Source organism: Terriglobales bacterium (assembly GCA_035454605.1).
GTDB lineage: Bacteria > Acidobacteriota > Terriglobia > Terriglobales > Acidobacteriaceae > DATMAB01.
The window spans coordinates 1-26,793 of the sequence record DATIGQ010000190.1 but is presented as its reverse complement, the minus strand read 5'-3'; the positions used below and the strand labels follow the sequence as shown (position 1 = coordinate 26,793).

21 protein-coding genes are annotated in these 26,793 nt (G+C 63.2%); 9 read left to right on the top strand and 12 right to left on the bottom strand.

What is annotated here, in order from left to right; translation table 11 throughout:
- Positions 1-161: 161 nt before the first annotated feature.
- Complete coding sequence (locus tag VLE48_13545; GenBank protein ID HSA94033.1) at positions 162-1,763, bottom strand: hypothetical protein; 1,602 nt, start codon at positions 1,761-1,763, stop codon at positions 162-164.
- Between the two features lie 57 nt (positions 1,764-1,820).
- The gene (mtnP, locus tag VLE48_13540; GenBank protein ID HSA94032.1) at positions 1,821-2,696 is read right to left on the bottom strand and encodes an S-methyl-5'-thioadenosine phosphorylase; all 876 of its coding nucleotides are present in this window, start codon (positions 2,694-2,696) and stop codon (positions 1,821-1,823) included.
- 290 nt (positions 2,697-2,986) lie between these two features.
- Between mtnP and VLE48_13535 the strand changes: the two genes are divergently transcribed.
- Positions 2,987-4,654, top strand: coding sequence for a CRTAC1 family protein (locus VLE48_13535; GenBank protein ID HSA94031.1), 1,668 nt, complete (start codon positions 2,987-2,989; stop codon positions 4,652-4,654).
- Here VLE48_13535 and VLE48_13530 read toward each other — a convergent pair.
- On the bottom strand, positions 4,606-5,997 hold the full coding sequence (locus VLE48_13530; GenBank protein HSA94030.1) for a tetratricopeptide repeat protein: 1,392 nt from the start codon (positions 5,995-5,997) through the stop codon (positions 4,606-4,608). The genes VLE48_13535 and VLE48_13530 overlap by 49 nt on opposite strands.
- A gap of 104 nt (positions 5,998-6,101) precedes the next feature.
- On the bottom strand, positions 6,102-9,227 hold the full coding sequence (locus VLE48_13525; protein HSA94029.1) for a carboxypeptidase regulatory-like domain-containing protein: 3,126 nt from the start codon (positions 9,225-9,227) through the stop codon (positions 6,102-6,104).
- Between the two features lie 155 nt (positions 9,228-9,382).
- Here VLE48_13525 and VLE48_13520 point away from each other — a divergent pair, with 155 nt between their 5' ends.
- The 5 genes from VLE48_13520 to VLE48_13500 all read left to right on the top strand — a co-directional run bounded on the left by VLE48_13520 (position 9,383) and on the right by VLE48_13500 (position 16,325).
- Positions 9,383-10,903 carry a hypothetical protein gene (locus VLE48_13520; GenBank protein ID HSA94028.1) on the top strand — a complete coding sequence of 507 codons (1,521 nt, stop codon included), beginning with the start codon at positions 9,383-9,385 and terminating at the stop codon, positions 10,901-10,903.
- Positions 10,904-10,914: 11 nt separating this feature from the next.
- Entirely contained in the window at positions 10,915-12,333 is a 1,419-nt protein-coding gene (locus tag VLE48_13515; protein HSA94027.1) for an NCS1 family nucleobase:cation symporter-1, read from the top strand.
- Between the two features lie 78 nt (positions 12,334-12,411).
- Entirely contained in the window at positions 12,412-13,437 is a 1,026-nt protein-coding gene (locus VLE48_13510; GenBank protein ID HSA94026.1) for a TIGR03842 family LLM class F420-dependent oxidoreductase, read from the top strand.
- Between the two features lie 57 nt (positions 13,438-13,494).
- Positions 13,495-14,886: a dihydropyrimidinase gene (hydA, locus tag VLE48_13505; protein ID HSA94025.1), complete on the top strand. Its 1,392-nt coding sequence runs from the start codon at positions 13,495-13,497 to the stop codon at positions 14,884-14,886.
- Positions 14,887-14,906: 20 nt separating this feature from the next.
- Positions 14,907-16,325 carry a phosphoglucomutase/phosphomannomutase family protein gene (locus VLE48_13500; protein ID HSA94024.1) on the top strand — a complete coding sequence of 473 codons (1,419 nt, stop codon included), beginning with the start codon at positions 14,907-14,909 and terminating at the stop codon, positions 16,323-16,325.
- Positions 16,326-16,348: 23 nt separating this feature from the next.
- Here the strand turns inward: VLE48_13500 and VLE48_13495 are convergent, their stop codons facing one another.
- From VLE48_13495 to VLE48_13470, 6 genes are all read right to left on the bottom strand, one after another.
- A complete protein-coding gene (locus tag VLE48_13495; protein HSA94023.1) occupies positions 16,349-17,215 on the bottom strand; it encodes a purine-nucleoside phosphorylase in 867 nt (288 codons plus the stop codon).
- Positions 17,216-17,224: 9 nt separating this feature from the next.
- Positions 17,225-18,463 carry a nucleoside transporter C-terminal domain-containing protein gene (locus tag VLE48_13490; GenBank protein HSA94022.1) on the bottom strand — a complete coding sequence of 413 codons (1,239 nt, stop codon included), beginning with the start codon at positions 18,461-18,463 and terminating at the stop codon, positions 17,225-17,227.
- A gap of 10 nt (positions 18,464-18,473) precedes the next feature.
- Complete coding sequence (locus VLE48_13485; protein ID HSA94021.1) at positions 18,474-19,793, bottom strand: thymidine phosphorylase; 1,320 nt, start codon at positions 19,791-19,793, stop codon at positions 18,474-18,476.
- 117 nt (positions 19,794-19,910) lie between these two features.
- On the bottom strand, positions 19,911-20,666 hold the full coding sequence (gene deoC, locus VLE48_13480) for a deoxyribose-phosphate aldolase (GenBank protein ID HSA94020.1): 756 nt from the start codon (positions 20,664-20,666) through the stop codon (positions 19,911-19,913).
- A gap of 11 nt (positions 20,667-20,677) precedes the next feature.
- The gene (hpt, locus tag VLE48_13475; GenBank protein ID HSA94019.1) at positions 20,678-21,241 is read right to left on the bottom strand and encodes a hypoxanthine phosphoribosyltransferase; all 564 of its coding nucleotides are present in this window, start codon (positions 21,239-21,241) and stop codon (positions 20,678-20,680) included.
- 10 nt (positions 21,242-21,251) lie between these two features.
- The gene (locus VLE48_13470) at positions 21,252-21,674 is read right to left on the bottom strand and encodes a cytidine deaminase (protein HSA94018.1); all 423 of its coding nucleotides are present in this window, start codon (positions 21,672-21,674) and stop codon (positions 21,252-21,254) included.
- Positions 21,675-21,757: 83 nt separating this feature from the next.
- Here VLE48_13470 and VLE48_13465 point away from each other — a divergent pair, with 83 nt between their 5' ends.
- From VLE48_13465 to VLE48_13455, 3 genes are all read left to right on the top strand, one after another.
- Positions 21,758-22,222 (top strand): nucleoside deaminase, encoded by a 465-nt coding sequence (locus VLE48_13465; GenBank protein HSA94017.1) that lies wholly within the window; start codon positions 21,758-21,760, stop codon positions 22,220-22,222.
- A 99-nt stretch (positions 22,223-22,321) separates the two neighbouring features.
- The gene (locus VLE48_13460) at positions 22,322-23,215 is read left to right on the top strand and encodes a nitrilase-related carbon-nitrogen hydrolase (GenBank protein HSA94016.1); all 894 of its coding nucleotides are present in this window, start codon (positions 22,322-22,324) and stop codon (positions 23,213-23,215) included.
- Positions 23,216-23,253: 38 nt separating this feature from the next.
- On the top strand, positions 23,254-24,756 hold the full coding sequence (locus VLE48_13455; protein ID HSA94015.1) for an aldehyde dehydrogenase family protein: 1,503 nt from the start codon (positions 23,254-23,256) through the stop codon (positions 24,754-24,756).
- Here the strand turns inward: VLE48_13455 and VLE48_13450 are convergent.
- Together VLE48_13450 and VLE48_13445 are read right to left on the bottom strand one after the other, a co-directional pair.
- The gene (locus tag VLE48_13450) at positions 24,750-26,285 is read right to left on the bottom strand and encodes a hypothetical protein (GenBank protein ID HSA94014.1); all 1,536 of its coding nucleotides are present in this window, start codon (positions 26,283-26,285) and stop codon (positions 24,750-24,752) included. The genes VLE48_13455 and VLE48_13450 overlap by 7 nt on opposite strands.
- Positions 26,286-26,461: 176 nt before the next feature.
- Positions 26,462-26,793, bottom strand: a 332-nt coding sequence (locus tag VLE48_13445) for a hypothetical protein (GenBank protein ID HSA94013.1), incomplete at its 5' end; no start/stop codon positions are given.

Here is a 26,793-nt window from a genome sequence, read left to right as displayed (position 1 = left end):
CGGTCGCAGATGCGCCGGCTGAACTCCGCCAGGTCCGCTGGAATATGCACGCCGTCGATCAGCAGGAAGTCGTTGCCGCAGGCGCTCGCCTTGACGAACGGGATTCCGGAAAGCGTGCTCTTCATCCTCATCGGAAAAAGTAGTTGGATTTTACACTGCGGTCATGGCCGCCGGGTTCGGAAGATCACGGCCCGCGGCTGTCCGGGATTCTCCACCGTTGCGATGGGCTCCAGCCCGCCTGCATGCGCTGCGGCAGATTCCGCCACAACATCCCCGTCGATCGCTACGAGGTAGTCCACCCAGCTCATCGGATCGGCCAGGGCCAGCTTCCAGTCCGGGTAGTTGCCTTCGTGGATCACCCGGCGCAGCGGAATGCCGGCGCGTTGCAGTGCTCCGCCGTGGCTGCCGGCATGCATCAGGAGCACTGCGTTCGACGGCAGCCTGGCGACTTCGGCGGCCAGCTTGCGCTCGAAAGCAATGCGGGTATGGGAGTTGGCGCGCGCCTCGCGCAGAGATATGGGCCCGGCACGCCACGCGGAAACCGAACTCACTGCGACCAGCAGGCACACGGCCAACACCGTCAGGCTGCGGCCACGAACTTGCCTTTCCAGCACGAAGCTTGTTGCCGCTGCCAGAAACAACGCCACCGCCGGCAGCAACTGCAGCCCGTAGCGCACGTTGTAAAAGGAGAATGGCCACCACACCGGCAGGAAAATCGGGATGCTGGCGTAGGCGATAGAGAGCACATAGAAAGGCAAAGGCAGCCAGAGCAGGAGCGGCGGCGATCGCCATCCCCGCAGCAGCGCTGCGAGTGACCCCAGCACGGCTGCCGCCAGCAGCGCATCGCCCCAGCGACCGTCACCCAGATTCAGCTTCACCGCCTTGAGGAAATACACGGCCGCCACTCCCGGGGCATGATGGCCGGGATGCGGCGGTGAGCCCGGTGGCGTGGTGCGCTCCGCGATGGCGCGCGCCGAATACGGGCCGGTCAGGAAATCCAATGGATTGCCGAAGACACCCCAGTTGTAGGCAATCCACAGCAGCGGCGCTGCAGCCGCGATCAAAAGGAAGTTGCGCAAGCCGCGGCGCAGTTCCGGATCGGTTGAGCCGGCGTACATGCGACGCCGGAAAACGTAGAGCCATATGGCTACCGGAACGAAGAACGCGGTCGCGAACCACGCGTCGTACCGGGTCAGCATGGCCGCGGCCAGAAGGATGCCGCACCATTCGAGCGACCCACGCGCCCGGGCACGCGGCCGTGGATCGTTAGCTCTCACGCTGGTTGCGAATTCCGTCAGATGCACCGTCGCCCAGATGAACAATGCCAGGTACAGCGGCTCGGTCATGGCGGTGGCCTGCAGGTAGAGCAGACTGGGATTGGCCGCGAAGGCCAGCGCGCCCACCCAGGCTGCCGCAGACGAGCCGAACCCACGCGCCAGCCGGAACACGCCCAGGGTCCCGGCCACATAGGACGCCATGGAGACCAGCGACCCCGCGAATCCCGTCCGCCAGGCCCAGTCGGAAAGGATCAGCGGCAGCATGAGCAGGTGCGGCAAGGGCAGCCAGACCGATCCCAGTTGCAAGGGCCCGGGCGTCCGCGAATCCACCACCCGCCGCGCGATGTTCAGATGCGCGACAGCGTCCCCGTAAAGCAGCAGCGCGTCCTGCCGCCAATAAGAAAGGAGGGCTCCGACGGATAGGGCCGACGCGACAAGGACCAGCAGGTAGGCGTTGCGCGCGTTGTGACCGGTGGGAGCTTGCATACATGGCTCACAGCGCTCACCCGCCGAATGTCGCCCCGGCGTCCCGGTCTGACCGGGTCACGCTCCGGGTTTGCCGAGATACTTGTCGAGCAGCAGGCCGAGTTTTCGGCGGGTTTCGGCAGGAATCATCTTGGGATCGGTCTGAATCGCGTGTTGCAGGGCCGACCCGCACTTGCAGGTGCGCGCTCGAGGCACTGACGCCACCGTTTCCCGCACCACGCGCTGCACATTCTCCGTATTTTTCGTCAGGTAACCGACGATCTGCTCGACCGTGACAGAGTCGTGAGTCGCATGCCAACAGTCGTAATCCGTGACCATGGCGACCGTCACGTAGCACATCTCCGCTTCCCTCGCCAGCTTGGCTTCCGGAACGTTGGTCATCCCGATGACGTCCATACCCCAGGAGCGATGAAGATGGGATTCTGCTTTGGTAGAAAACTGAGGGCCTTCCATATTCAGGTACGTGCCGCCCAGCTTGCCCGTAACGCCGACTTTGCGGCACGCCGCCTCGACCACCCGTGCAGACTCGACACAAACCGGGTCGGCGAACGCCACATGCGCCACGCATCCATCTCCGAAGAACGTGGAAAGGCGACGGTGTGTCCGGTCCACAAACTGGACGGGCAGAACGAAATCCATCGGCTTGTGTTCTTCCTTGAGTGAACCCACGGCCGAGACCGAGAACAGCCGTTCCACGCCCAGCATCTTGAAACCCCAAATGTTGGCTCGATAGTTGATGTCCGAGGGCAGGATGCGGTGGCCACGCCCATGCCTTGCCAGGAAAGCAACCTGGCGTCCTTCGAGCGTGCCCAAGACGTAGGCGTCGGAAGGCTCGCCGAATGGGGTCAGAAGCCTCTCGTCATGTACGCCCGTGAGACCCGGAAAGGAATACAGCCCGCTGCCACCTACGATGCCGATCTCAGCCTGTGCCAAGGTCTTCTCCTGGAATGAGGGTTGCCCAAATCGAAACGGCGATTATACAGAAACGGCGCAGTCCGCCCGTAACCGCACGCGCGCCGAGCTTCCGGTCTGCTGCCTCCTGTGTTACGGTCTAGGGGCTCAACGGCATCACTTCCCTATTCGTCGAAATGCCTCGCCTTCTTCCCAAGCCTCTTGTCATCCCACTCCGCGTTACAGCCAGCCTAGCGCTCGTGCTGGCGGCACTGGCCACAGCCGGTCAAGCCCCCAAGACACGACCGAACCCTTCCCCCAAGGCGACCCGCGTGCCCGCTGCGCCGGTCCAGTTCACGGACGTGGCGCTGCGCGCGGGGCTTGGATTCCGGCACCACAGCGGCGCATCGCCGGAAAAATATGTCCTGGAAACCATGGGATCGGGCGCGGCTTTTCTCGATTACGACAACGATGGCTGGTTGGACATCTACCTGGTGAACGGGGGCTCCGTCCCCGGCTATCCCGCTTCCTCACCGATCCGGAACGCGCTCTATCGAAACCGCGGCGACGGGACCTTTGAGGATGTCACGGCTGCAGCGGGCGTAGCAGGCAACGGCCATTACGGCATGGGGAGCACCGCGGCTGATTACGACGGCGATGGCTACACCGACTTGTTCGTTACCGCTTTCGGGCGGAATGTTCTTTACCACAACCGCGGCAACCGAACGTTTGAAGATGTGACCGACCGGGCAGGCGTCGCCGGCGGCCAATGGAGCACCAGCGCCACCTTTCTGGATTATGACCGCGATGGCGACCTCGACCTGTTTGTCGCCCGCTATGTGGATTTCGATTTCTCGCGCAACCGGATCTGCGGCGATCCGGTTCGTCGCATCCGCGGCTACTGCCATCCCGACGTATATGACGGTCTGACCAATCTTCTTTACCGGAACAATGGCGACGGAACATTCACCGACGTGAGCGAAGCCAGCGGAATCGCAGCCGAGGTAGGAAAAGGGCTGGGCGTGGTTGCGGCCGACTTCGATCAGGACGGCTGGATCGACCTCTACGTGGCCAACGATTCGATGCGCAGTTTCCTGTTCCGCAATCGTGGAAACGGCACCTTCGAGGAGATCGGCGTCCGCGCCGGCGTGGCCTTCGACGATGGCGGCCGGCCGCAAGCGGGGATGGGAACAGCCGCGGGCGACTATGACGACGACGGACGGCTGGACCTGGTCAAGACCAATCTGGACCGCGAATACAACAACCTTTACCGCAATCTGGGCGGGACGTTTGCCGACATCAGCTACGCCGCAGGCTTCGGGCCTCCCAGCATCCCACTGGTGGGCTGGGGAACCGACCTGTTCGACTACGACAACGATAGCGACCTGGACGTGCTGGTCGTCAACGGCCATGTAATCGACAATGTGAAGCTCATGCGCCCGGAGAGTCGCTATCCCCAACCCAAGCTGCTCTTCGAGAACCAGGGCAGCCGTCTCCGCGAGGTGGCGGCCGCACATGGACACTCTCTCCAGGTTCCGCGGGTCAGCCGCGGCGCCGCCTTCGGCGATTATGACAACGACGGGGACGTCGATGTGCTGGTGCTCAACCTGGGAGGGTCGCCGGAACTGCTCCGCAACGACGGCGGCAACCGCGCCTCCTGGCTGACGTTGTCGCTGGAAGGCGTGAGGAGCCCGCGCGATCCGATCGGCGCCTGCGTGCGTGCCACGGTTGCCGGCCGCACCCAGTTTCGTTGCCTGAATGGCGGAGGTAGTTACTTGTCGTCCAGCGACCACCGCATTCACCTCGGGATGGGCGACGCGGTGAGAGCCGAGCGGGTTGAAATCCGGTGGCCCAGCGGCACCGTGGATGTGCTCCAGAACCTTGCGGCGCGGAAACGCTATCACGTGCGCGAAGGGCAAGGCATTGTGCAACCACCCGCCAACCCCTCCGGTCAGCGCGGCGGCGCCGCACCTCGCAGGGATTCGGCTAGGGCCCGCTGACGACGGCTCCCCGCCTGGTCTCCGGCCCTGGCCAAGGCATCGGCCAGCGCCAGGCGCACATCCGGATCTTTCGGCTCCAGCGCAACCGCCCGTTCGAGATGGGCCACCGCCTGACGGGCCTCTCCTTTCCGGGTCGCGATTCCAGCCAGCGCCACATGCGCCTCGGAGTAGTCCGCTAGGTCCAGGACGTGTCGGTAGGCCGCCGCTGCCTCCTGGTCGCGTCCCAGGCGTTCCAGAGACATGCCCTGCAACTGATGGTAGGCCGGCTCGAATCCTTTCAGTGCCGTTGCCTGGCCAGCCAGTTCCAGAGCCTTGACATAGTCGTGACGCAGGAAGGCGATCTGCCCCTGGCGGTAGTAGGCCAGATCATTCTGGGGATCGAGGCGAAGGATTTCCGCCAGCTTTTCCTCGGCATCACCGACACTGTTCTCCTCCAGCAGTCGCCTGACCTCCATGTGATACGCGCTCACGCGGCGATCACGCTGGCGTTGCTCCAGGGAGGCAGCGCTGCGGCGTTCATGCTCCGCCAGAACCTCACTCGCCTCCTGCGAGCGTCCCATTTGCCTCAGCACTGAGCCCAGCGCATAGAGCGCCTCCAAGTGATCGGGCGACAATTCGAGCGCCTTGCGCAGAGTTGTCTCGGCATCCTCCAACTGGCCCAGGCGAAGGAGCACGATTCCCAGTTGATAATGAGCATCGGCATTTGTAGGCAGAAGTCGCACCGCTGCGATCAGATGTGACTTGCTACGACTGTGATCGCCCCGTAGCTCGTAGGAAAGGCCGAGATTGTAATGAACCAATCCTAGATTTGGATCGATGGCCAGAGCTCGCTTTGAGAGTGCCTCCCCTTCCTGAGTCTTCTCCGCCCTGAGCAACACCATTCCCAATTCTCCCAGTCCCTTGGCATCCCCGGGGCGAAGTCGGACGTACTCCCGCAGCTGTTTCTCCGCGAGCGCATAGTCGTCCGTTTCGGCGGCCACACGACCAAGCATGAAGTACGCGACGGGATACTTGGCGCGCCTCCTGAGCAACGCATGCAGCGTCTGTTCGGCGTCATGAAATCGGCGCAACTGCAATTCCAGGGTGGCCAACCGCAAATAAGATTCGGGCTCACTTGGTTCGAGCTGAATGGCTCTTCGAAAGTGGGTGATTGCCAGCTCAGTCTGGCCCCGCCGGGAATAGACCTCTCCCAGTTGGTAATTGGCGGCAGCCTTTTGGGGCTGAAGATCCCGAGCCTGCTGGAATGCTGCTTCGGCCGCTTCGAGCTGGCCAGCTTCAAGAGCCGCGAGGCCACGCTGAATAAGCACCTGGTAGGAAGCTGGAGCGGCCTGGCCCAGCAGCACAAAGAAGAGGAGCAGATCTGCGATCATGGCAACGCAAAAACAATAGACCGGCTGCCTTTGGGGGGCAAGCCGGTCTAAGACTGGAACGCCGCGCGTGGACGAAGCTAGAAAATAAGCTTGAGCCCAAGCTGCATGTTCAGAGGCAGGGTTGGGTTATCGCGGGCGGTATTCCCTGCTCCGATTTCCAGACATTCGGACGACAGACCGCCGCAATCAAGTCCATTGATTGTGAACCCGGTGGTGGTGGAGAAGGAGTTGTCTCGGTTGGTCAGGTTGAAAAGTTCCAGGGTGGTCCGCAGCTTTACCTTCTCAGAGCCCAAGGCCCAGGCACGCCCGAACCGCATGTCCCAAGTGAAAAAGCCGTGATTGCGGAACGGGAAGCGGGGGAGCAGGCCGTCGGAAGTCGCCGGCCGGATCTGGTCGAGGAAGAAGTTCGCGCACTGGAACCCGTCAGTGAAATCCGGGTTCGGACAGAAACCCCGATACGCGGGGAACGCGCGCCCGCTGCGTGCGTTGAAGATTGTGCTCAGCTCGATCTTCAGGGGCAGCAGGAAATAGGCAAAGGCGCGGAATTGGTGGGCGATGTCGAGTTGGCTGCGCCCGTAGTCCAGGTCGAGGTTGAACGGGTCTGAGGGTCCGAAGAATGCGTCCGTGTCGCGGTCCGTGGTGGCGTTGTCATCGTTGTGTGAATACGTGTAGTTAATGTGGAACTGGTAGCGTTTGCTATAGGCCTTCTTGAGTTGGAGAATGAAGGCGTGGTAGCGCCCGCGCCCGAAGCTGGCCAACACGTTTGCGCCGTTAATCACGGGCCTGAATACGCCGGAGCCCGGGAAGGTCTCGACCGTCGATTGCGTCAGACGGGGGACGCCGAAGCCACCGACCGTGCGCCCAAAGGCATCGAAGGTCACGCCGGTTGGATCTAGAGTGCGATCCCACGGAGAGCTGTTGAAACCTCCGGAGCGCAGGTTCTCGGACCGGTTGTGTATGTATGTGCCCGAGATGCTGAGGTTGGGAACAATCTCCCGTTCGATTCCTGCCTGGAAATTCATGACCCGGACACTCTGCAGATCGGGGTCGGCAAACACGATGTTAGGCGCCGGAAGGATGTTGAGAATGGCTTGGGCCGCTGGGTCCGCGGGATCAAGGTCCGAGGGCAACGTATTCGGATAGGTCAAACCCAGCCCTAAGGTGTCCATGCCCGTCGCCGGGTCGAAGGGTATGAACGTGTCCGCGCCCCGGAAACCCGTGCCGCTCAGAATGGAGGCCATGTAGATAGTCACGGATGGCGCATAGTAGATGCCGAAGCCGCCGCGCACAACGGTCTTTCCGTTGCCCGCCACATCCCACGCCACACCCAGGCGGGGAGCGAAGTTATTCGTGTCATCCGGAATTCCCTGCGGCGGAGCACCCACGGCCTGCTGCAGGACTCCATTCACGATGCTCGGCCTGCCCAGCGCGACCTGGTCGCCAAGAACCGGGAACTGCGGATCGGGGTTCCAGATCCCGTCCCAACGCAAGCCCAGGTTCAGGGTGACCCGCGGGTGAATCTTCCAGTCGTCCTGGACGTAAATCGACCTCTCGTGCTGCCAGAAAGTTTCGAGGGTACCGCTCTCGACGGCGCCAAACCCGTTGATGCCAAAGAGTTGACGGTACTGAGTGGGGCATCGCGTCTGCGCGCAAACGGCATTGCCTGCGTTGGCAAAATCCGCCAGGCTGGCGAAGTTGTAGACACCACCGGCAAATCCGATGAATGCCTGGTTGGTGCCGTTGGAGTTCAGGTCCACGCCCAGCTTCAGGTCATGTTTTCCGAAGGTCTTGCTGAAGTTATCGACCACCTGAAATCGCTTGTGGTGGCTGGTAATAGGCAGGAAGAAGCGCTGCCCGAACGTTCCCACTCCGGTGACGTTGACTTCAGGTCCCGGTCCGTTGTTGAGCCGGTCGCGCCTTTCCAGCGAATAAGCGAAGCGAACTTCATTCAACATCGTGGGACTCAACACGGAAGTGATCGTTTGCAGGAACGCCGGTCCTTCATTCACAAAGTTCTCGAAGTTGGACTCGACCGCGTCTGGCACGAAGATTTGGCTCCGGCCGCCGGTGAAATTGTCCGTTTCGTTGCGGCTGTAGTTGACGCGTGAAGTGCCCCGGATGTTACGCGTGATTTGATAGTCGAGTTTCAGCAATCCCGTCCGCAGGTCCTGCCTTTGATTAGCGGCCCCCTCCAAATCCGAGAGAAACAATCCCGCGCCCACCTCGGGCACCGCCACGCCGCTCACGTCCTGCAGAAACGAGGTGCCCAGAGGTCCCGCTTGCTCCTGCAAGTCGCCGGCGAGAAAAATGAACAGCCGGTCGTGTTTGATCGGTCCGCCCAGCGTGCCCCCGAACTGATTGCGGGTATCGAAGGGAGGCGGCACATCCGGGAGGGCATTCTCTGCAAAGAAGGAATTGGATTGAACGAACCAGTGGGCCGTGCCGTGCCAGTCGTTGGTGCCCGACTTGGTCACCACATTGATGACTCCGCCTGTGGCATGCCCTAGGTCTGCCGACAGACCACTGTCCCGCACCTGAAACTCCTGCACCGAATCCTGCGGAACAGTGAAGTTCTTGGTCTCGAGCGATCCGAACCATTCGCCGAAGAAGGAGTTGCGATTGTCCACGCCATCAATCACCAGGCCGGTGTATTCACCCTGCTGTCCTTGCAGGCGCACCGGCGAGCGCAAGCCGGGGCTGGTATCGGCGGTCGCCCCCAGGTTGGCAAAGTCGCGGAAATCCCGCCCGCTGATCGGCAATTCTTCGATGTAGGTGTTGTTGATGGTGGTCTTGATTCGGGTCTCGCCACGGTCAATCGGGCCCACGTCCGCCGTGACCTCGACCATCTCACCAGCAGCCGCCACCTTGAGCGTGACGTCCTGGATGAAGCGCTGGCCAACGGCGACTCGCACTTCCTTGACCACCACCTTGCTGAAGCCTTTTGCCTCGATCTCGACGGTGTACTCGCCAGGGTTCAGCGAGTCCGCGGAATAGCGTCCGTCAGCATTGCTGGTGAGAGTGCGTTGCTCGCCCGTGCCGACATGGGTGATTTTCACCGCGGCGTTGGGTACGACGGCGCCAGTGCTGTCGAAGATGTTTCCAGTTATGGCGCCTTTCTCGATGGTTTGGGCGACAGCGGGGAGGGCGAACAACAGCACTGCAACCAACACCACGGACGCAGACCTGCCGCGACTCAGGCGCATAGGAACACCTCGGAGATCTTCTGGGGTGCGCTCACCGTGAGCGAAAATCGCGCGGATAATAGTCCCGAACACCCAGCGTGTCAAGGAAACAAGTTAAGGGTTACGGTTGCCGGAGCTTCGGCTACAATCCTCGGGCCGCTACCGCGGCGGAGGGCATGCCGGTGCGCCGATCCGACCTGTTGGCAGTGCTGATCCTGTTCGGATCCATGCTGGCCGCCGCTCAGGGGGGCGTCTCGCCGGAGCAGCGGACCGCGCGGCACATGGAGGCCATCCGGCGCGAGCCGACGCGGCTGCTGCTGTTCTTGCGCCAAATGCCCAAGGGCGGCGACCTGCACAACCACTTGTCGGGCGCGGTATACGCGGAGAGCTACATCGAGTACGCGGCTCAGGATGGGCTATGCGTGGACCGCGCGACCTCCACGCTGGTACCCCCACCGTGCGACGATGCCCAGCAACGGCCGCCTGTCCGCAGCGCCTTCGAAGATCCCGCGCTGTACAACCAGTTGGTGGATGCCTTCTCGATTCTCAATTTCCAGCCAGGGGCTGAGACCCTGGCCCAGCACTTTTTCCATGCTTTCCTCAAGTTCGATGCGGCGACCTGGAACCACCGCGGCGACATGCTGGCGGAAGTGGTATCGCGCGCGGCGGCCGAACACATCACGTACCTGGAGCTGATCTCCGCCCTGGACCACATGGAGGCTTCGGCGCTGGGTGCGCGCCTCGGCTGGGACGCCGACCTGCCCCGCATGCGGCTGAAACTGCTGGACGCCGGCATTCCTGCTCGAGTGGAGTCGGCACGGCGGAGACTGGACGCGGCAGAAGGCACGATGCGGGAGCGGATGCGCTGCGGCAGGCCGGATGCCGACTCAGGTTGCCAAGTGGTCGTGCGCCACATCTTCGAGGTTCACCGCGCTTTTCCGCCCGAACAGGTCTTTGCGGAAATGGTCTTCGGCTTCGAAATGGCGGCGGCGGATCCAAGGGTGGTGAGTGTGAATCTGGTGATGGCCGAGGCGGAGTACGTTTCGCGACGCGACTTCGACCTGCACATGCGCATGATGGACTACCTCCACGGAGTGTATCCCGGCGTCAGAATCACGCTGCACGCGGGAGAGCTTACGCCGGGATTGGTCCCGCCGGAGGACCTTCGCGACCACATCTGGAAGTCTATCCAGGCCGGCCATGCACAACGCATCGGCCACGGTGTAGACGTCCTTCATGAGAGGGATGCAGAAGAGCTCCTGCGCGAAATGGCACGGCGCAAGATCCTGGTCGAGTTCACTCCCTCCACCCACGAGTTGCTGCTCAGTACGCCCGGTGTACCCCATCCCCTGCCGCTCTATCTGAAGTTCGGCGTGCCGGTGGCCGTGGCCACCGACGACATCGGCGTCGCGCGCTCCGATACCACGGCCGAGTACATGCGCGCCGTACAGCATTTCGGTTTGACCTATGGTGACCTGAAAAAAATGGTGCGCCACAGCCTGGAGTACAGCTTCCTGACCGGTGACAGCCTGTGGGCCGACGCCGCCACGTTCCGCCCCGTCGCGGCGTGCGCCTCCGATAGCCCGCGCGCTGCCAAGATTTCGCAGGGTTGTCGTAGTTTCCTCGAACGCAGCCCGCGGGCGAAGCTGCAGTGGGATCTGGAAGGTCAATTCGACCGTTTCGAGAGCCGGTTCTGATTCCTGACACCGTGGCAGCCGAATCCACCGCCGGTCCCCCCGTCATGACCAGTTCGCTGTACAACCGCGACCTGGCGCCCGTCGAGCCCGCTCGTCGCACCTGGGGGACATACAACTACGCCGCGCTGTGGGTTTCCATGTCCGTCAACGTCCTCACCTACATGCTGGCCGCCGGGCTGATTCAGGGCGGGATGAGTTGGAAGCAGGCGGTGGCCACGGTCTTTCTCGGCAACTTGATCGTCCTGGCGCCCATGCTGCTGAACTCTCACCCCGGGACGCGTTACGGGATTCCTTTCCCCGTACTGGCGCGGGCGTCGTTCGGAGTCCTGGGAGCAAATCTTCCCGCGGTGCTGCGTGGCCTGGTGGCCTGCGGGTGGTTCGGCATTCAGACCTGGATCGGCGGCGAGGCGATCAACACGTTGCTGGCCACTTTATGGCCGGCCTGGAAGGACTTCCCTCACGGGGTCGCATTCTGCTTCTTCGCCTTCTGGCTGATCAACCTCGCCGTCGTCCTGGCCGGGATCGAGTCCATTCGCCGCCTGCAGGGACTGAGCGCCCCCATTCTCCTGGGCGTGGGATTGCTGTTGCTCGGCTGGGCGTATCGGAGTGCCGGCGGTTTCGGTCCCATGCTGGCCGCGCCCTCGCAGTTCGCGAGCACGGGCGAGTTCCTGAAGTTCCTGATTCCGGCGCTGAACGGCACCGTGGGCTTCTGGGCGACCATCTCGCTGAACATTCCCGACTTCACACGCTTCGCCCGCGATCAGCGCCAACAGATGCTGGGCCAAGCCCTTGCCCTGCCGGCCACCATGACCGTGTACTCCTTTATCGGCATTGCCGTGACCTCCGCCACCGTGGCCATCTACGGCAGCGCCATTTGGGACCCGGTACAAGTGCTCAGCCGCTTCCAATCGCCGGTGGCGGTCGTGATCTCGCTCCTGGCCATCCTGCTGGCTACCCTGAACGTGAACATCGGGGCCAACGTGGTGTCACCGGCCAACGATTTCTCCAACCTCTGGCCACGACGCATCAGTTTCCGCACCGGAGGCGTGATTACCTGCATTCTCGGCATCGCCATGATGCCTTGGAAGCTTCTGGCCGACCACCGCACCTTCATCTTCGGCTGGCTGGGCGGATACGCAGCCTTCCTGGGCCCGGTGGCGGGCATCATGATCTGCGACTATTTCCTGCTGCGCCGCTGCCGGCTCTCTGTGGACGATCTTTATCGGCGCGGAGGCGCTTACGAGTACTCCCGGGGCTTCCATTGGCGGGCCGTGGGCGCCCTCGTGGCCGGAGCGGGGCTGGCGCTCGTGGGCCTGGCCGTCCCACCGTTGCGCTTCCTTTACGACTACTCCTGGTTTGTTGGCTTCGCGCTCGCGTTCATCGTCTACTACACCCTTATGCGCACGGACACGAAGCCGGGGAAACCTTGAAAGTACTGGCAGGCAGACATATGATTTGCCGGCCGTCGTGACTGGCTCATCGCACGTCGGATATCGGGGGTGTAGAGCGTGGATTTCGGAATCACCTTAAAACCCGACCTGTCCGTGGAGCGTCTGGTTGCGCTTTCTCACCAGGCCGAGACGGCGGGTTTTCGCTACGGCTGGATTTTCGATTCCCACGTGCTTTGGAAGGATCCGTACCCGCTGCTCACGCTGATGGCGTTGAACACGCGGCAGATGCACCTCGGGACCTGCGTGACCAATCCTGCCGTGCGCGATCCGACCGTAACCGCCAGCCTGCTGGCCACGCTCAACGTGATCTCCGAAGGCCGCATGGAACTGGGCATCGGGCGTGGTGACAGCTCACGTCGCGTCCTGGGCAAGAAGCCCACCACGATCGAACGCCTGGAAGAGACGGTCGCCATCGTCCGCGAGCTGACAGCGGGCCGCGAGGTGACGTACGAAGGACAACCTACGCGGATGCCGTGGGCCACGGGCGCGCCGCGTGTCTGGATCGCAGGGTACGGGCCCAAGGTGCTGCGCGCCGCCGGGCGGATTGCCGACGGCGTGATTCTCCAGTTCGCCGATCCCGATCTGATTGACTGGTGTCTCGGGTTCGTCCGCGAAGGGGCACACGAAGCCGGGCGTGACCCCGCCCGCCTGGAGGTGATGGCCGCGGCCCCGGTGTGGATGAGCGCGGACCTGGCTACCGCCCGCCAGCGGGTGCGTTGGTTTCCTGCGCTCGTATCCAACCACGTGGTCGATCTCGTGGCACGCTACAAGCCGGAGGAGCTTCCGCCGGCGCTGACCTCCTACGTTCGCCCTCGTGGTGATTACAACTATCAGCACCATTGCGAAGTGGGCAGTGACAACGCTGCTTTTGTCTCGGACGAAGTGGTGGACCGCTTCTGCATCGTCGGCCCCGCGGACGTTCATCGCAGCAAACTCCAGGAGCTTGCCCGGGTCGGGGTCACCCAGTTCAACATCTACCTGATGTGCGGCGAGGAGGAGCAGACGCTCCGGGACTACCAGCGCGAGATACTGCCGCACTTTGTCCCGTCGTCCCATGGTGCAGCCAGTCCCCCGGCGGTCTGAAAGACTGACCGCAGTTCGCGGGAGCCACGACGGGAGCTGGCCGGGTAGAATGCGCACATGAGTTTCGAGACTCTCATCGTGAACGGGACCGTGGTCACGGCCACGGACACCTGCCGGGCGGATGTCGCCATCGCAGGAGGCAAGATCGTAGCTCTGGGACGTGACTTGGCGCGCGAGAATGCCGGTCGCGTGCTGGATGCCTCCGGCAAGTACGTTTTTCCCGGCGGCATCGACGTGCACACCCATCTGGACATGCCGTTCGGGGGCACGACCAGCGCAGACGACTTCGAGACCGGCACCCGAGCCGCCGCCTTTGGCGGCACCACCACGCTGATTGATTTCGCCATCCAGTACAAAGGGCAGAGCCTGCGCACGGCGTTCGACGCTTGGATGACCAAGGCGGAGTCCAAGGCTGTCTGCGACTATGCCTTCCATTGCATTGTCACGGATTTGCCCGACGCCCGGTTGGAAGAGATGAGCGCCTTGGTGCGCGACGGGGTGACTAGCTTCAAGCTGTTCATGGCCTATCCCGGAGTGTTCATGTTGGACGACGCCACCATCTTTCGGGCCATGCGCATGGCCGGGCGCCACGGGGCCCTCGTGTGCATGCACGCAGAGAACGGCGGCGCCATCGACGTCATCGTCCGTCAGGCTCTGGCCGAGGGCAAGACCGCGCCCAAGTACCATGCGCTTACTCGTCCGACGACAGCCGAAGCGGAGGCTACGGCGCGCGCCATCGCTCTGGCGGAGATGGCCGGCTCTCCCGTCTACATCGTTCACCTCAGTTGCAATGACGCGCTGGAAAAGGTGCGCGAAGCCCGCGATCGCGGTTTGCCGGTTTATGCGGAAACCTGTCCGCAGTACCTGTATCTCTCCATCGAGAACTTCGACGTGCCTGACTTTGAGGGCGCCAAGTATGTCTTCACCCCGCCCCTGCGCGAGAAATGGCACCAGGAGAAGCTGTGGATCGGCTTGAAGCAGGACCACCTGCAGGTGGTCTCCACCGATCATTGTCCGTTCTGCTTCAAGGAGCAGAAGGAACTGGGGCGCGGCGATTTCACCAAGATCCCAAACGGCGGACCCGGCATTGAGCACCGCATGAGCCTGATCTATTCCGGAGGCGTGGCGCAAGGGCGCTTCAGCGTCAACCGGTTCGTGGAACTGGTCGCCACTACCCCGGCCAAGCTGTTCGGCCTTTACCCGCGCAAGGGAACGGTGGCTGTGGGCAGCGATGCCGACCTGGTGCTCTTCGATCCCAACCGGGAGCACACCATCAGCGCCAAGACCCATCACATGCGCGTGGATTACTCCATGTTCGAAGGCATCCGGGTGAAGGGTATGCCCGATGTGGTCTTGTCGCGCGGCCAGGTGGTCGTGGAGAAGGACAAATTCCTTGGGCGGCCGGGCGCCGGCGAGTTCCTGCGGCGCGGCCTCTATGCCGGGGTCTGAGCCCTCGCCTTCCCTTATCGATGACGGCAGAGATCAAGTTCGGCACGGACGGCTGGCGAGGCGTCATCGCGGACGACTTTACCTTCCACAACGTGCGGCGCGTGGCCGGCGCCATCGCTTCGTACGCGCTCAAGCATGAGGACCGCGGCAAGGGATTGATCGTGGGCTACGATACCCGCTTCGGCTCGCGCCGCTTTGCGGAGCTGGTCGCCGAAACGGTCTCCTCCGCTGGAATTCCGGTCATCTTGGCCAACGACTTCACGCCCACGCCAGCGGTCTCTTTCGCGGTGCGACACTTCGGCGCCCTAGGCGGCGTGGTCATCACCTCCAGCCACAATCCCTGGAACTGGAACGGAGTGAAGTACAAAGCCGGGTACGGGGGCTCGGCGACGCCGCCGATTCTCGCCCGCATCGAGGAGGAGCTGCGCGCCGACTCGATGCCTCGAAACAGCCCGGCCGCAATCACCGAGGCCGACCTGAAGGCACCTTATGTCGCGGCCCTTGCCAAGTTCGTGGATGTCGCTGCCCTTGGCCGGGCGCGGTTCCGGTTGGCCATCGACTGCATGTATGGAGCCGGCCGCGGCGTGCTTGCAGGCATCCTGCGTGCCAACGGCACGGACTGCCGTGAGATCCGCGCGGAACTCAACCCGCTGTTCCCCGGCATCAATCCGGAGCCGATCGAACCGCATGTCTCTTTGCTCCAGGAAACGGTGCGCCGCGAGGCCTGCCACGCAGGATTCGCCACCGATGGTGATGCCGACCGTATCGGCGCCGTGGCCGAGGACGGCAGCTTCGTGGACGCCCACAAGATCTTCTCCATCCTGTTGCGGTGGTTGCTCGAACGGCGTCGCTGGCCTGGCGAGGTGGTGCGCGCTTTCAACACCACCCGCATGCTGGATCGAATCGCCCAGCGGCACGGCCGGAGGCTGCACGAAACCGCGATCGGCTTCAAGCACATCTGCACCTTGATGCTCGAACGGGAGATTGTGATGGGCGGAGAAGAATCCGGCAGCATCGCCTTTCCGCGCCACATGCCGGAGCGAGACGGGATCCTCTGCGCGCTGCTCCTGGCGGTGGTGATGGCGGAAGAAGGCAAAACGCTGGCCCGACTGGTTGCCGATCTGCAGCGGGAATTCGGCCCGCATTACTATGGGCGGCGCGACCTGCACCTGCCGGAAGACCTCAAGCAATCGGCCATGCGGCGTGCCGGCTCCGGCGCCATCTCCAGGATTGGCAGTTTCCCCATCGCGCGTACCGAGGACCTCGACGGCATCAAGTTCTTCCTGGACGCACCCACGGACGGCAACGGGGCGGAAGCCTGGGTGCTTCTGCGAGCCTCGGGTACCGAGCCCCTGCTGCGCGTGTATTCCGAGGCCGCCTCCCCGGCCCTGGTGGAGGAAATCCTGACGCGCGCCGAAGAGTTCGTCACTCAGAGCTAGGCGGCTGCGTCCAGGATTCGACCCTAGCGGCGCGCCGGCGGTTTCGAGTCTTCTGCGATCCGGGGAATCACGGCTTCGAGTAGAGCCGCGAACTTCCCTCGCACTCGTTCACCAGTCTCTATGACTTCCTGGTGGCTGAGGGGAGCGCCCGTAATTCCCGCCGCCAGATTGGTCACACAGGAAATGGCCAGGCAGCGAATCCCCATGTGGCGGGCCGCGATTACCTCCGGCACGGTGGACATCCCCACCAGGTCCGCTCCGATCGCGCGCAGGAAGCCGATTTCGGCGGGCGTCTCGTAGCTTGGGCCGGAGACGGCGGCATATACGCCTTCGTGCATCGCAATATCCAGACGTTGTCCTTCTTCGAGGGCAATCTCCCGGTAGCGACGGTCGTAGGCTTCCGTCATGTCCACAAACCGCGGACCCAGTTTTTCCTCGTTCGGGCCGATGAGCGGGTTCGAACCTTGCAGGTTGATGTGGTCGCGTAGCACCACCAGGCCGCCTTGGCCATAGCTGGGATGGATGCCGCCTGCCGCGCTGGTCAGGATGGCGGCGCCCACGCCGAGGTATCCCAGCACGCGGATCGGGAAAACGACCTCGCGCAGCGGGCGTCCTTCGTAATAGTGGACGCGCCCCTGCATGGCCGCGACCACTGCGGTACCCACGCGGCCCAACACCAGATTGCCAGCATGACCCTCAGCCGTCGGACGCGGAAAGTGCGGAATTTCGTGGTAAGGGATGCGGACTGCCCCGGCCAGGGTATCGGCGAAGGCGCCCAGACCGGAGCCGAGGACCAAGGCCACTTGAGGATGCAAGCGGGTGCGCGCGCGGACCGCTGCGGCAGCTTGCTTCGCCCGCTCGAACTCACTCCCCGCGACTGGTTCCTCCATCGCTCGGCCTCACATCACAATGCCGACGATGGCTGCTGACATCAGGTTGGCCATCGTGCCGGCAAGCATGGCGCGGATCCCGAGCCGCGCCAGGACGTCACGTTTGTTCGGCGCCAGAGCGCCAATACCGCCGATCTGGATGCCGATGGAGCTGAAATTGGCGAATCCGCAGAGTGCGAACGTCGCAATCGTGAACGATCTCGGATCGAGCGCTGCCTTCTGCGTCCCCAGCATCGAATACGCGACCAGCTCGTTCAGCACCATGCGGGTTCCCAACAGGTTGCCGACCGCCATCATGTCTTTCGCAGGCACGCCTATGAGCCAGGCGATGGGGCCAAATGCCACTCCCAGGATCTCCTCCATGCTGGCGGGAAAATAGACAAAGCCGCGCGCGGCAAGCAAGTTGTGGATGCCGCCTAGGATCCCGTTAAGCAGCGCAATCAGCGCCAGGAAAGCGATCAGCATCGCCGCCACGTTCAAGGCCAAATGCAGCCCGTCGAGCGTTCCGCGTGAGATCGCGCCCAGGAAGTTTTCGTCCTTGGGCATCTCGGCCGCGACTGTATCCACGCGGCCGGCAGTAACCGGCTGTTCGGTTTCAGGGACCAGCATCTTGGCCAGCAGGATGGTGCCCGGCGCGGTCATGATCACCGCCGCCAACAGGTGCTTGGCTTCGATGCCATACAGGATGTACGCGCCCATGATGCCACCAGAGACGTGGGCCATGCCCGCCGTCATGATGGTCATCAATTCCGAGCGCGTGGCCTTGGGCAAGTACGGCCGTACTGTGAGCGGCGCTTCGGTCTGTCCCATGAAGATGCTCGCCGCCACGTCGAGCGACTCCGCGCCGCTCACTCCCATCAGGCGCGTCATCACTCGCGCTGCCTGCCGGATAATGAACTGCATGATCCCAAAGTGATAAAGCAGCGCAAAGAACGCCGAAATGAAGATGATGGTGGGTAGCACCATGAAGGCAAAAAAGAACCCCATGGGAGAGTCCTTTGCCCCCAGGTCACCGAAAACGAACTTGGAGCCAGCAAAGGAATACTCCAGCATCTGCGTCACTGCCGCGCCGGCAGTGGCCAGCACCGTGCGCCCGTATTCGACGCGCAGCACCAGCAAAGCGAACACTAGCTGCAGGCTCAGGCCCCAGAGTACCGTCTTGAGACGAATCGCGCGACGGTCGGTGGAAAACGCCCAGGCCAGACCCAGCAAAGCGAGCACTCCCAGCAAACCGGAAAATCGCTCCATGCGAGCTCCTTCAGCCGGACGTGGTCCGGATGACGCGATGCACCAGGCCAGCCGGCGAAGCAGGCGGGCCGGGGACGATTGAATAACTCTGCTCCATCATCTGGCGTGCTTCCTCCAGGCGCCATTCCGAATTGTAGTGAAGCGTGCACAGCGGCTCGCCCGTTGCCACCTTGTCACAAACCTTCTTGTGCAGGACGACTCCCACCGCAGGATCGACCGGATCTTCCTTCTTTTCCCGACCGCCGCCCAACAGCATGCTGGCGATGCCGACTTGCTCGCACGCAATGTGCCCCACGTAGCCGCCGCTCGCGGCTCGTACGACCAGTTGGTGGCTGGCCTGTGGCAAGCGATTGAGATCGTCCAGCACGTCCGCATCCCCGCCTTGCAGACGGATGATCTCCCGGAACCTCTCCAGCGCCTGCCCACTCCCTAGTACCTTCTCGGCCGTCGTCCTCCCCGCAGCCACGCTATCCGCTAATCCCCCCAGATGGAACATCCACGCCGAGAGTTCCAGGCACAGTTCGCGCAGATCGGCGGGCCCCTCACCGCGCAGCACTTCGACGCATTCACGGACTTCGAGCGCATTGCCGACGTTGTAACCCAGGGGCTGGTCCATGTCCGTGATCAGCGCCACCACTTGCTTCCCCATCTGCTGCCCGGTTTCCACCATCAGCTTCGCCAGAAACATCGCGTCTTCTTCTTCTTTCATGAAGGCGCCGCTTCCCGTCTTCACGTCCAACACCAGCGAGTCGATCCCTTCCGCCAGCTTCTTGCTCATGATGGAGGCGCTGATCAGGTACGGACTCTCCACCGTCGAGGTCACGTCGCGCAATGCATACATCTTGCGGTCGGCGGGCGCGATTTCGGTTGTCTGCCCGATCAGGGCGCAGCCGCACTGCCGCAGTTGACGCCGAAATTGTTCCAGCGTCAGGTTGACGTTGAAGCCCGGAATCGACTCCAGCTTATCCAGCGTCCCGCCCGTATGGCCGAGGCCGCGGCCGCTGATCATCGGCACCACCAACCCTCCCGCGGCCGCGAGGGGGGCAATCACCAGCGAGGTCTTGTCGCCGACGCCTCCGGTCGAGTGTTTGCCCACCTTGTGCCCGGGCAGGTCGGAGAAATCCAGAACCTGTCCTGAATGCAGCATCGCATCGGTCAGAGCCTCAAGTTCGGCTCTGGTCATGCCCCGCAGCACCACGGCCATCAGCCATGCCGCCAATTGGTAGTCCGGGATCTCCTCCTTCGAGGCGCCGAGCACGATGAAGCTGATCTCCTCCCGACTCAGCTCCAGGCCATCGCGCTTACGACGGATTACTTCGGTTGCACGCATCGCTGACCAGTCCTCCTGAGAGCTGCAGGGCGGGAACGCAAGAGCTTAATCGCCGATGGCCTGTTCGGGGAAGATGCTCCTTGGCTACAGTGGTTGGAGCGCGCCAAGCGGAGGGCCTCAATACCCGGGCGATGAGTTCGCCGGTCCGTTCGGCGCAAGTGGCGGTGCTGACAACTCCCGCATGATAGCGACTCCGTTGCTCGTTCCGATGCGGTCGGCGCCCGCCGCTACCATCGTGGCCACGTCGGCGGCCGTGCGGATCCCGCCGGCAGCCTTCACTCCCGCCCGGTTCCCCACCACGCCACGCATTAACGCGACATCTGCCGCGGTGGCGCCACCACCGCCGAATCCTGTGCTCGTCTTCACAAAGTCAGCCTCGGCAGCCAGCGCCAACTCGCAAGCCGTTACCTTTTCTTCTTGGGTGAGTAATGCCGTCTCCAGGATCACCTTCACCAGAACCCCGGTCTCGTGCGCGGGACGGGTGACGGTTCGGATGTCGTTTTCGACCAGGCGTCGGTCCCCGGCTTTCAGCGCACCCACGTTCAGCACCATGTCCAGTTCGTCCGCGCCCAGTCGGATGGCCTCCGCAGCCTCAAAACGCTTGACGGTGGCCAGCGTGGCCCCGAGCGGAAATCCCACCACCGCCGCCACTCGCACGGGAGTATCGCGCAGCTCCCAGGCCGCCAGCGCGACATGCATGGGGTTTATGCAAACCGCTGCAAACTGGAAGTGCAGGGCCTCCTTGCAAAGGCGTGCTACCGCGGCAGCCGTAGCCTCCGGCCGCAGCAGCGTGTGGTCGATCAGTCTTGCTGCGCTGCGCCAGTCGGAGGTGCCGGCTCCGACCGCCGCGTGATCATGTGGAACACTCTGCATGGCGCGTCCCGTCAGGCTCGGCTTGGCCCTTCCGGTTCGTCGATGGCTTCCGGCGGCAGAATACAGATGTCCTTCAGATTCCGGTAGCGCTCTCCGTAATCCAGGCCGTAACCGACAACGAACTGGTTGGGGATCTCGAAGCCCACATAGTCGGCGGTGACCAGCACCTGGCGGCGGGCCGGTTTATCCAGGAGCGCGGCTACTCGCAGCATTCGTGGCTGGTGCGCAGCAATCACGCTCTTCAAATAGGTGAGCGTCAGACCGGTGTCCAGGATATCTTCCACCAGGATCACGTTCTTCCCTTCCATGGATTGATCCACGTCCTTCGTCAGCCGCACTTCTCCGGTATTGGCAGTCCGGTCGCCGTAGCTCGCAACCCCGAAGAAGTCGAACGTGGCATCCAGCTTGACGTGGCGCGCCAGGTCACTGAGGAAGATGGTGGCGCCTTTCAGCACGCCCACCAGCAACACCGACTGGCCTTGGAAGTCCCGGGTTATCTCCGCGCCCATCTCGGCCACACGCCCGGCGATCTGGTCACGACTCAGCAGAACCTTCAATCCGACTATTGCGGTCAAGGTTCCCTCTTCATAGGCGGAAGCTGTCCGGCAGCAGTTCAGAGATGTGACGTTGCTTCCAACCCTCCGCGGCCGTGTACAGAACCACCGCGTCCGGGCCGAACTCGAAGATCACCTGCCGGCAAGCGCCGCAGGGAGCACAAGGCAGATTTCTACTGTTGACGACCACTACGGCCCGAATCTTCATGCCTGCCCCTTCCTTGGTGATCGCCGACTGAATCGCATTAACTTCCGCGCAGTTCGTAAGGCCGTAGGAGGAGTTCTCGACATTGCACCCCGTGTGAACCGTCCCTCGTTCCGTCAGAACGGCACTGCCGACGTGGAACCTGGAATAGGGCGCGTACGCCCTTCTCATGGCCGCGCGCGCGGCGCGGATCATGCGGCGGCGCTGCCCGATGGGAAGTTGTTCTTTCTGGCGGCTTGCTCCTTTCATGGGCCTCCCTGGCCTAATGGGTCGGTGCATGATAGCTGATAGGATGGCCAAGGCAACAGGGCGGATGGCACCTTGGAGGCACCTTGAACGAACAGTTCTGGCGATTGGCGGTGGAGAAGGCGCGTGAGGGCATTGCCGCCGGCCAGACCCCGTTTGCGGCCGTCATTGTGCGCCAAGGAGCGGTCGTAGCCGCCGCTCATAACACCGTTTGGCGAGACTGTGATCCCACTGCCCATGCGGAAGTCAACGCCATCCGGCAGGCTGCACGGGCACTGCAAGCTATCGAACTGAGCGGTTGTGAGCTGTTTTCCACCTGCGAACCATGCCCCATGTGCCTGAGCGCCATCCACTGGGCAAAGATCGATCGCGTGCTATATGGCGCCACCATCGCCGATGCCGCCGCGGCCGGCTTCTCCGAACTCCATGTTTCGGCACGTCAACTTGCCGAGCTTGGCGGCAGCAGCCTGCGAGTCGAGGCGGTGCCTTCCGAAGACTGCCGCGCCCTGTTCGACTTGTGGCGCAAGACGGGGCGCAGCCAAACCTACTAGCCCGACCGCAAGCTGGCTCGCGTTCCCTGGTTTGCCGTTTGCCCGTCTTGAACCACTACCGCGCGGCGACTATAGTGTCGCCTTGTCGGGAGGTCCCTTATGCCTCGCACCATCCGCTGCGGCCTGATACAGGCGCGGAACGTGCTCGGGCCGAGTCGCTCCATGGCCGAGATCAAGCAGGCCATGGTACAAAAGCATCTCAAGCTGATCGACCAGGCTGCCCGCAAGCGTGTAAGCATCCTCTGCCTCCAGGAACTTTTCTACGGTCCTTATTTCTGCGCCGAGCAGGATGTTCGCTGGTACGAGCTTGCCGAGAAAGTACCCGCCGGACCGACCGTCAAGCTGATGCAGAAGGTGGCCGCCCGCCACCGGATGGTGATGGTCGTGCCCGTCTACGAAGAAGACCTGACCGGGCTCTACTTCAACACCGCCGCGGTGATCGACGCCGATGGCCGCTATCTGGGCAAATACCGCAAGCATCACATCCCCCATTGCCACCCGGGATTCTGGGAAAAGTTCTACTTCACTCCGGGTGACCTGGATTACCCGGTCTTCCCGACCAAGTACGCCAAGGTCGGCGTTTACATCTGCTATGACCGGCATTTCCCCGAAGGCGCACGCATTCTGGGGCTCAATGGCGCCGAGATCGTGTTCAATCCTTCGGCTACCGTCGCCGGACTTTCCGAGTATCTCTGGGAACTGGAGCAGCCTGCCCACGCCGTCGCCAACGGATATTTCGTGGGTGCCATCAATCGCGTGGGCACGGAGAAGCCCTGGAGCATCGGCGAGTTCTATGGCAAGAGCTACTTCTGTGACCCACGAGGCAAGATCATTGCCCAGGCATCGCGAAACAAGGATGAAGTCCTGGTTGCCGACCTCGACCTGGACAGGATTCTCGAGGTCCGCAAGGTATGGCAGTTCTTCCGCGACCGCCGTCCGGATAGCTATGGTCCCTTGAGCGCCCATACCGGATCTGCCGCGGCCGCAGATTAGAGCCGTTCGAACACGGATTAGGTTCGAGGAGAAATCCCATGAGTGCTGTAGCAGAGGCAACGCTGGCCCGCGCCCTGAACTTCGTCAATGGTCACTGGATGCAACCGGCCGGCGAGCGCAGGGTGGAACGGCGCAACCCGGCGGACCGCGACGACCTGGTCGGCGTCGTGACTCTCTCCACGCGCGAGGAGGCCCGCGCCGCCATCCAGGCGGCCGCGGAAGCCTTCCCGGCCTGGCGTGCCACGCCTGCGCCGCTGCGCGGCCGCATGATCGCCCGCGCGGCACAAATCATGACCGAACGCCAGCAGGAACTCGGCCGCGTTCTGACTCGCGAAGAAGGCAAGACCCTCAGCGAATCGAACGGTGAGATCCTGCGCTCGATCAACGTGCTGGACTTCATGGCCGGCGAGTCCCGCCGCCTCGGCGGCGAGACCTTGCCCTCCGAGCTTCCTCGCAATCTCGCCTACACCGTCAAGCAGCCGCTCGGTGTGGTCGCCTGCATCACTCCCTGGAACTTTCCCGTGGCCATACCGGTGTGGAAGATCGCGCCCGCCTTGGTAGCCGGCAACACCGTCGTCTTCAAGCCCGCCACCATCACGGCTTTCACCGGGATGAAGGTCGTGGAGATCTTCCAAGAGGCCGGTCTGCCGCCGGGCGTGCTCAACATGGTGGTGGGATCGGGCTCGGAAGTCGGCGACGAGTTGGTAGAAAACCCGGTGGTCAAGGCTGTCAGCTTCACCGGATCGAACGAGGTGGGCTCCGCTTTATATGCCCAAGGCGCCCGCCAGATGAAAAGGGTGCAGTGTGAGATGGGGGGCAAGAATCCGCTGGTCGTGTTGGAAGATGCCGACCTGAACCTGGCCGTGGAGAGCACGCTCCAGGGCGCATTCGGCTCCACCGGGCAGCGCTGCACGGCCACCAGCCGAGCCATCGTGGTGGAGTCGGTCGCCGACGAATTCGTCCGGCGCCTCGCCCAGCGCACCGCAGAACTGAAGGTAGGAAACGGCGCTCAACCCGGCGTGCACGTGGGGCCGTCGGTGGACGAGTCGCAGTTCCAGACTGTCCTTCGCTACCTCGAGATCGGCAAGCAGGAAGGCGCGCGCCTGGTCTGTGGGGGCGCCCCTCTGCGCAGTGGCGAGTACCAACGCGGCTACTTCGTCCAGCCCACAATCTTCGACCACGTGCAGCCCCGGATGCGCATCGCCCAGGAGGAAATCTTCGGGCCCGTGCTCTCGGTCATTCGCGTGCCGGATTTCGAAACCGCCCTGGAAGTTGCCAACGGTGTCGTCTACGGCCTGAGTTCCTCCATCTACACCCAGAACGTCTCCCGGGTGTTCGAATTCGCCGACCGCATCGAAACCGGCATCACGCACATCAACTCGCCCACGACGGGCGGTGAAGCTCAGGTTCCTTTCGGTGGAATGAAGGCGACCGGCGTCGGCCTGCGCGAGCAGGGGCGCGTGGCCATCGATTTCTTTACTGAGCTGAAGGCCGTCTACGTGGACTACACCGGCGCGAAGCGCGAGTCGAATATCTACTGACCCGCTTTCGAACCCGATGGCAGTGCTGCCAGAAGATTGCGACGCAGGCGCGCTGCCGTCCGTTCGTCGAAGCCTTCCATCACCACGACCAGGTCGCCGTGCGCCTCAACCCGCACCACCCCTTCCTCCGTAGCCCACCTGGTCGGACGACTTCCCGGTCCTCGCTTCCCCTTCACACCGGAGGTGATGGCAGTCACGCGCCGGTAGCGGCTCTCTAGGCCAGCTCCGTAGAACCCGGCGAAGCGGCCTGCGGCCGACGGGCTCGCCCAGCGCGATACATACACCATCGCCAACGCCGAGGTTTCCGGGATGCACTGCACCGCCTTCAGGATGATCCCCGCTTTCGAAGATGGCGGATGGCATGGCCCGCCCTTACGGCGCGCAGCGTAATAGATGCCGCCCCGCCATTTACTCGCCAGTGCTTCTGCTTCGTCGGCGTCCTGGCCGTACTGCCGCAGCAGCAGGGCCACGTCGATGGCACCCACCGAGCCGGAATCGTACGGCTGGTACGCAGGCGCAACCAGTGGGCCCAGCTTCGGCACTTTCATGGGCGCGAACGTCTCGCCCTTCAGATAGCTCTGCGGATTCATCACCTGGTAGCTGTTCTTCGGAGGATCGCGCAGCACGCCGGCAAACGCTCGCTCGCGCCCCGCCCGGGCATCCACTTCCTGCTCGAAGCGCAGCCCCCAGGTGTAGGGGAACGCCAGGGACTCCTTCAGGAACATGGGCGCCTGCTCCAGCACGGCGGTGGGCGCATCGCTGTTCAGCAGTCCCGCTACCTCGGGCGCCGAGAACGGGTCGCCCTGGTTGTTGTTCGCCGCCATCCATTTCCGCGCCGCATCCATGGCGTACTCAATCAGCGACACCATGCCCTGCCCCTCGACCACGGCAGAACGCGCCACGCTTTCCTCGTCGGCCTCAGCGTCCAGATCGTCCGGATCCGACAGGCCCGGCTTGGGCGGCCGCGAACCCTGTACCCACTTCTCCAACGGAACCATCTGGTCCTGAAGCGCGTGCGTCAGTTCGTGCGCCATCACCGGCTTCTGCACCGCCGGATCCACCCAGTCCAGCAGGTACACCGTCTGCGTCTTCATATCGTAGAAACCCGCCACCTGCTCTTCGAACAGGTCCAGCAGGAATCCGCCCAGGTCGAAGTCGCGCGGCAGCAGTCCGAATTTTTTCAGCACCACTTCGGAGCGCAGCAGGCGCTCCGCGTCCTGATCCTCCGCCATGCGTCCGCGGATGTGCTCCCGCACCTGCTCCCGGCTGGCCAGCGCTCGCTTCACGGGATGGCGAATGGGCAGGCCGGTCTGCTTGCTCACCAGCGCCATCACTTCATCCACCGATTCGAGCAGCTGCTTGGCCTGCTCCGGCGTGATGCGCGCATCCTTCGACGGAGCCGCCACCGAAGCCGGGGCAGTCGCAGGAGCCGAAGGCGCCTCGGTCTGTGCCGCCGCCGAGGACACCAGCAGGAAAGCCAGCAGGAACCATCTGGCCGCTACTTCACAGGACCTTGGCGTCTTCACCATCCACGCTCTCCTGACGGGCGTCATCCCGTCCTCTCGATTAGAGCACGAACCTTCGCAGAGAGATGGATGAGGGGGCTTCGTAGCGACGCAGCTTCCTGCGTCTCTGGTGGAGGATCGGGCTTCAGCCCGACGCCAAAGCTCGGATCAGGAGGAGGGGCTGGGCCCTCGCGCCAAAGCTACTTCTCGGCCGACAATTGCACCCTTGGGAAGAACGCCTCCCGCAGCCGCCCTGCAGTGTCGTCGTCGAAGCCTTCCAGAACCAACACGCTCTTCCCTGCCACTTCGATGGATACCGGTCCTTCATCGGTGTCCCAGCGGTTCATTCCCGCACCCGTCGCTCGCTGGTATCGCTTGCGGATGCCGCCTGCATAGGCGGTGGCGAATCGTTCTGCGTCTTCCTCCCTTTCCCAGCGCGACGCATAGGCCACGCCCAACGACTCCGGCGCCGCCTTCCCGCTCCCCTCCGGTACCGCCGCGTAATAGAACCCGCCCCGCCACCGCTTCCACA

Coding starts and splice junctions, on each gene's coding strand:
- VLE48_13490 (HSA94022.1), bottom strand. CDS start 18,463: ATGGAGCGATTTTCCGGTTTGCTGGGAGTGCTCGCTTTGCTGGGTCTG.
- VLE48_13470 (HSA94018.1), bottom strand. CDS start 21,674: ATGAAAGGAGCAAGCCGCCAGAAAGAACAACTTCCCATCGGGCAGCGC.
- VLE48_13520 (HSA94028.1), top strand. CDS start 9,383: ATGCCGGTGCGCCGATCCGACCTGTTGGCAGTGCTGATCCTGTTCGGA.
- VLE48_13500 (HSA94024.1), top strand. CDS start 14,907: ATGACGGCAGAGATCAAGTTCGGCACGGACGGCTGGCGAGGCGTCATC.
- VLE48_13525 (HSA94029.1), bottom strand. CDS start 9,227: ATGCGCCTGAGTCGCGGCAGGTCTGCGTCCGTGGTGTTGGTTGCAGTG.
- deoC (HSA94020.1), bottom strand. CDS start 20,666: ATGCAGAGTGTTCCACATGATCACGCGGCGGTCGGAGCCGGCACCTCC.
- VLE48_13545 (HSA94033.1), bottom strand. CDS start 1,763: ATGCAAGCTCCCACCGGTCACAACGCGCGCAACGCCTACCTGCTGGTC.
- VLE48_13455 (HSA94015.1), top strand. CDS start 23,254: ATGAGTGCTGTAGCAGAGGCAACGCTGGCCCGCGCCCTGAACTTCGTC.
- VLE48_13485 (HSA94021.1), bottom strand. CDS start 19,793: ATGCGTGCAACCGAAGTAATCCGTCGTAAGCGCGATGGCCTGGAGCTG.
- VLE48_13460 (HSA94016.1), top strand. CDS start 22,322: ATGCCTCGCACCATCCGCTGCGGCCTGATACAGGCGCGGAACGTGCTC.
- VLE48_13450 (HSA94014.1), bottom strand. CDS start 26,285: ATGGTGAAGACGCCAAGGTCCTGTGAAGTAGCGGCCAGATGGTTCCTG.
- VLE48_13495 (HSA94023.1), bottom strand. CDS start 17,215: ATGGAGGAACCAGTCGCGGGGAGTGAGTTCGAGCGGGCGAAGCAAGCT.
- hydA (HSA94025.1), top strand. CDS start 13,495: ATGAGTTTCGAGACTCTCATCGTGAACGGGACCGTGGTCACGGCCACG.